General features: G+C 71.3%; 5 protein-coding genes. 1 reads left to right on the top strand and 4 read right to left on the bottom strand.

Annotated features, from left to right (window positions below; genetic code table 11):
• On the top strand, window positions 1–558 hold a 558-nt coding region (locus VLI41_RS05605; protein ID WP_325267076.1), incomplete at its 5' end, for an AAA family ATPase.
• Between the two features lie 5 nt (window positions 559–563).
• Here the strand turns inward: VLI41_RS05605 and VLI41_RS05610 are convergent.
• The 4 genes from VLI41_RS05610 to VLI41_RS05625 all read right to left on the bottom strand — a co-directional run bounded on the left by VLI41_RS05610 (window position 564) and on the right by VLI41_RS05625 (window position 5,157).
• Window positions 564–980, bottom strand: coding sequence for a Zn-ribbon domain-containing OB-fold protein (locus VLI41_RS05610; protein ID WP_325267077.1), 417 nt, complete (start codon window positions 978–980; stop codon window positions 564–566).
• An 8-nt stretch (window positions 981–988) separates the two neighbouring features.
• Window positions 989–2,182 carry a thiolase domain-containing protein gene (locus VLI41_RS05615; RefSeq protein WP_325267078.1) on the bottom strand — a complete coding sequence of 398 codons (1,194 nt, stop codon included), beginning with the start codon at window positions 2,180–2,182 and terminating at the stop codon, window positions 989–991.
• Between the two features lie 179 nt (window positions 2,183–2,361).
• Window positions 2,362–3,846, bottom strand: coding sequence for an AMP-binding protein (locus tag VLI41_RS05620; RefSeq protein WP_325267079.1), 1,485 nt, complete (start codon window positions 3,844–3,846; stop codon window positions 2,362–2,364).
• Window positions 3,847–3,885: 39 nt separating this feature from the next.
• On the bottom strand, window positions 3,886–5,157 hold the full coding sequence (locus tag VLI41_RS05625; RefSeq protein ID WP_325267080.1) for a helix-turn-helix domain-containing protein: 1,272 nt from the start codon (window positions 5,155–5,157) through the stop codon (window positions 3,886–3,888).
• Window positions 5,158–5,215: the final 58 nt, after the last annotated feature.

Below are 5,215 nucleotides of genomic sequence, written 5' to 3' on the forward strand. Positions count from 1 at the left end.
GGGCGCATGCGCATCGTGGTGGTGGGCAGCTCGGGGTCGGGCAAGTCGACCTTCGCCCGCCGTCTGGCCGCCGCCTGCGATCTGAAGCGCATCGAACTCGACGCGCTCAACTGGGGCCCCAACTGGCTGAACCGGGCGGCGGACGAACCCGAAGAGTTCCAGCGGCGGGTGGACGAAGCCACGGCCGGCGAGCGGTGGGTCACGGACGGCAACTATCGGCTGGCGATACAGCGCACCCTGCCCAAGGCGACCCACCTGGTCTGGCTCGACTATTCGCGATGGGTGATCATGCCGCGCGTGATCCGGCGCTCGTTCCTGCGCGCCGTCGACCGGCGCGAGCTATGGCCCGGCACCGGCAACACCGAACAGTTCCGCCGCTGGCTGGACAAGGATCATCCGATCCGCTGGGCCTGGGACACCTACGAGCGCCGGCGCAGGCAGTACGAGCTGATGTTCGCCGATCCAGGTCTCGACCGACTGGAGAAGCATCGGCTCGGCCGCCCCCGCGAGGCCGGACAGCTCATCTCACGATTGGCCGCGGAGTCATGCCTCGCTTGAGCTCGCTACGCCGGTGCGAACACCGGGGCCGGCGGGCCGCCGCCTTCGGTGGGCTGGAACTTCACCTTCACCTTCATCCCGATCTTCAGCGCCTCGGGGGTGACGTCGACGAAGTTGGTCAGCACCGCGGGCCCCTCGTTCAGGGTCACGTAGCCGATGGCGTAGGGGTTCTGCGAGCGGCGCATGATGGAGAAGGTGTAGACCACGCCTTCGCCCGGGCTCTCCTCCCACACCGTCTCGCCGGAGGCGCAGAACGGGCAGTAGGTGCGCGGATACCAGTGCGCCTTGCCGCAGGCCGTGCAGCGCTTGATCAGGAAGCGGCCTTCGCGGGCCGCGTCCCAGAAGGGCTTGGTCTCGACGCTCACCGCCGGCGAGGGGATCGGGCGCGAGAGCGTCGCCGGACGTTCTTGGGTCTCGGACATCTTGGCTCCTAGGCCTCCCGTTCGATGATCACCGTGGCCGAGCCGTGCCGGGTGCCGAGCGATCCGCCGGTCCCGTGCGCGATGGCCAGATCGCAGTTCTTCACCTGCACCTTGGGGTGCGCCTCGCCGCGCAACTGGCGGACCGCCTCGATCACCTTGGTGATGCCGCCGCGGTTGGTCGGGTGGTTGTTGCACAGCCCGCCGCCGTCGGTGTTGAAGGGCAAGCGTCCGACCCCCGAGATCAGGTTGCCGTCGGCCACGAACTTGCCGCCCTGGCCCTTCTCGCAGAAGCCCAGGTCCTCGATCTGCATCAGGACGGTGATGGTGAAGCTGTCGTAGATCGAGGCGTACTTGATGTCGGCGGGTTTCACGCCGGCTTCCTCGAACGCCCGCGGCCCCGACCAGACGGCGCCCGAATAGGTGAGGTCCAGGCCCTGGCCGCCGAGCGGCGACTTGGGCGCCTCGCCCGCGCCCATGATCCTCACCTTCGGCCGCTTGAGCCGCTTGGCGACCTCCGGCGAGGTGACGATCAGCGCGCCGCCGCCGTCGGTCACCACGCAGCAGTCCATCAGGTGCAGCGGATCGGCGATCATCCGCGAGCTCACCACCTCCTCGACCGTGACCACCTCGCGCAGGAAGGCGTGCTCGTTCCACTGGGCGTGGTGGCTGGCCGCCACCTTGATCCAGGCGAGCTGCTCGGAGGTGGTGCCGTACTCGTACATGTGGCGCATGGCGCACATGCCGTAGGTGTTGTGCGTCGAGCCGCCGTAGATGTTCTCGAAGCCGGCCTCGGGCGGTCCGTCGGTCAGGCCGGGCGCGGCGCTCGGGGCCATGCGGCCGCCGGGGCGGCCGCCGCCGTGCCGCGGCCGGCCGGCCAGCGTGATCAGCGCGGCCTGGCACTTGCCCGCCGCGATCGCCTGGGCGGCATGGCCCACATGGACGATGTAGGACGAGCCGCCGGTCTCGGTGGAGTCCATGTGCCGGACGTTCTTCAGCCCCATGTAGTCGATCATCGACATGGCGCCGAAGCCCGGCGCATCGCCGGCGCAGAAGTAGCCGTCGATGTCGTCCTTCTCGAGCCCCGCGTCGGCCAGCGCGCCCAGGGCGCACTCCATGTGCAGCTGCGGGGTGGAGGTGTCGGGCGCGTCGCGCAGCGGATGCTCGAACGCGCCCATGACGTAGGCCTTGCCCTTGATGCTCATAATCCTCCCCGAATGAGGGTGCAGACGAATGCGCAAGGCCTTAGCCCGGCAAACCCAACCTGTCATCCCGGCCGAACGCCCGCGGAGGCGGGCGGGAGAGCCGGGACCCAGCCGGGTTCAGCGTTGCGCCGATCCTGGGTCCGGGATCGACCCTGCGGGCCGTCCGGGATGACGCCGGTTTACGCCACCTCGCCCTGCTTCATCGCCGCGATGCGCGCGTCCCGGAGCGCGGTGCGGCGCACCTTGCCCGCGTCGTCGCGCACCGGTTCGTCGACGAACTCATAGGAGCGCGGCTGCTTGTAGGTGACCAGCCGCTCGGCCAGGTGCGCCCGCAGGTCCGCCTCGTCCACCTCGCCATTGGCCTTGACGATGGCGTGGATGCGGGCGCCGAGATCCTCGTCCGGCAGGCCGATGACGGCGCAGGACTGCACCGCCGGGTGCGCCTCCAGGGCCGCCTCGATCTCCGCCGGATAGACGTTGGAGCCGCCCACCAGGATCATGTCGGCGCGCCGGTCGGCCAGGTAGAGGTAGCCGTCCGCGTCGAACCAGCCGAGGTCGCCCAGGCTCTCCCAGCCGCCGGGCAGGGTCTTCGGCGTCGCGCCCACGTACCGGTAGCTGGGCGGCGAGCCCGGCGCGCGGCGCATGTAGATCTCGCCGGTCTGGCCCACTGGCAGCTCGTTCCCGGCGTCGTCGAACACCTTCATCTCGCCGAACGTGACCTTGCCGACCGAGCCCCGGTGGCCGAGCCATTCGGCGCCGTCGATGATGGTCACCGCCTGGGCCTCGGTGCCGGCGTAGAGCTCCATGACGACCTCGGGTCCGACCCAGTGGATCCAGGCCTCCTTCAGCCAGGCGGGGCAGGGCGCCGCCATGTGCCAGAGGGTCTCCAGGCTGGAGAGGTCGTAGCTGGCCCTGACGTCGGCCGGCAGGCGCCAGATGCGGTTCATCATGGTCGGCACGAGGTAGAGCCAGGTCGCCTTGCGGCGCGCGACCTCGGCCAGCGTCGCCTCCGGGTCGAACCGCGGCATGACCGCCACGTGGGCGCCGAGCTGGGTCGCGCTCATCATCATCCCGAACGGCGCGTTGTGGTACATCGGCGCCGGCAGCACCACGGTGCTGTCCGGCTTGATGCGGAAGCCGCCGACCTCCGGCGTGGCGCGCGGCGACAGCCCCGGCTGGCCGGCCAGGATCAGCTTCGGCCGTCCGGTCGAGCCGCCGGAGGTGGGCGCCTTGGAGATCGGCGGCACGGCGTCCGGCAGGTCGCCGTCATCCTGGCTCAGGGCCAGCAGGCCCTCGGCGGTCAGCAGCGGCCGGTCGATCTGGTGCCTGAACTCGCCGATCACCACCGGCGTCTTGGCGAGGTCCATGATCGCCTCGAGCTCGGCCTTGGGCAGCCGATAGGAGATCGGCTGCGGCGTCGCCCCCAGCTTCCAGACGCCGTAGCAGGCCTCGACGAAGCCGACGCTGTTGGGCAGCCCCAGCGTCACCAGGTCGCCCGGCCTGACGCCCAGCGCCGCCAGCGCGCGGGCGATGCGGTTGCTGCGCCGGTGCAGCTCCGCATAGCTCAGGGTCTGCTCGCCGCAGCTCACGGCCGGCGCCTCGGGCTGCAGCCGGGCGTGCTGCGCGAGCTTGGCGCCGAAGGAGATCAGGTCGTCGTCGGACATCGGATCGGGTCTCGTCTGTTGGGGGTGGATGACGCTCGCCTATCCGGCGGGGAAGCGCAGCGGGGCCTTCGGGGGCGCCCAGATGCGGGCGGAATCCAGCGGCGAGGCGACCACCAGATGGCCGCCGAAGTTGGCGCGGCGCAGCCCCTGGACTTCGTAGAGCGCCTCGAAGGCCTGGGCCCCGCCGGCCCCGCGGCGAACCGCCTTCAGCACCTGCGGCGTGGTCATGGCCTCGGCGGTCTGCATGAGGCCCATGTCGCGGGCCCCGGCGAGGATGACGATGCGGTTGCCGTCCGGCCCCTGGAAGGCGGCGAAGTAGCCGAAGTCGCGCTGGTTGGCCTGGCCGTCCACCGGCCCGCCCTCCTGGCTCGTGTAGTGCCGGCCGGTCTTGCCGTCGATCAGCTCGTCGTAGGTCTCGCCGACCCGGAAGCGGGAGCCGGCGAACAGCGGATCGCGCAGCATGCGCAGCCCCGAGAGGTAGCCTATGTAGAGCACGTCATTGCGCTTCAGCATCTCCGGCGTGAGGTCGGAGGCGGTGACCACGCGCACCTGGTCGCGCGCCGCCGCCTTGGGGGCCAGCACCGGCAGCACGTCGCGCAGCGCCGCCGCCGCCCCGACCGGCAGGTAGAAGAGGTCGAGGTCGCGGTAACGGCCGACCATCTCCGGATGGTCCATCAGCCAGGCGTCGAGGTCCTCCGGCGAGTTGATCCCGTACTCGCGGACCAGGCGCCCGGCGCCGGTCGCCTGGTCGAGGTCGCCGAAGATGTAGTAGTCGCCGACCGCCACGATCAACGGCCGGCGGTCGCCCAGCACCTGCGCCCAGGGCGCGGCCCGGCGCACGGCTCCATAGTCGCCGTCGCGATGGCTCGCCCACCAGCCCGCCCAGGCGAGCGCGTTGGCGGCGATGAGCGCGGCCGCCCAGGGCCACAGGCGCAGCAGGCGCGGCGGCCTGCCGGCGCCCACCGGGAGCGCCGCCGCCTCGGCCCGCGCGACGACCAGGCGGTACTCGCCGCGTGGCGCCACCAGCCGCAGCGCCTCGCCGCGGCCCGGTCCGGCGTAGTAGTCCTCGAGCTTCCGGCGCAGACGGTGCACCGCCACGCGCACCGAGGCGTCCTGCGCTCCGTCGAAGCCGGCGTCGCGGCCGAACACCGCAGCGGCCACCTCGAACTCCTTCGGCCTGAGGCCGCGCTCGGAGACCTCGACGAGGTAGTCGAACAGGCGGTTCAGCCCCTCGGAGCGGCCCAGCGCCGCGCGGCGGCGGAGCTCCGCGGCCAGCGCGCCGACGTCGCCTTGATCGAGCCGAAGGTCCAAGCTGTAACGTCCTGTAACGTCCCCGACACCGTTCTTAACCGGACAGAAGCCGGCTTGG

The organism is Phenylobacterium sp. (assembly GCF_035475775.1).
Lineage (GTDB): Bacteria > Pseudomonadota > Alphaproteobacteria > Caulobacterales > Caulobacteraceae > Phenylobacterium.

What these genes read in the sequence shown, in the direction of transcription:
- VLI41_RS05615 (WP_325267078.1), bottom strand. Translation starts at nt 2,182, where the DNA reads ATGAGCATCAAGGGCAAGGCCTACGTCATGGGCGCGTTCGAGCATCCG.
- VLI41_RS05620 (WP_325267079.1), bottom strand. Translation starts at nt 3,846, where the DNA reads ATGTCCGACGACGACCTGATCTCCTTCGGCGCCAAGCTCGCGCAGCAC.
- VLI41_RS05610 (WP_325267077.1), bottom strand. Translation starts at nt 980, where the DNA reads ATGTCCGAGACCCAAGAACGTCCGGCGACGCTCTCGCGCCCGATCCCC.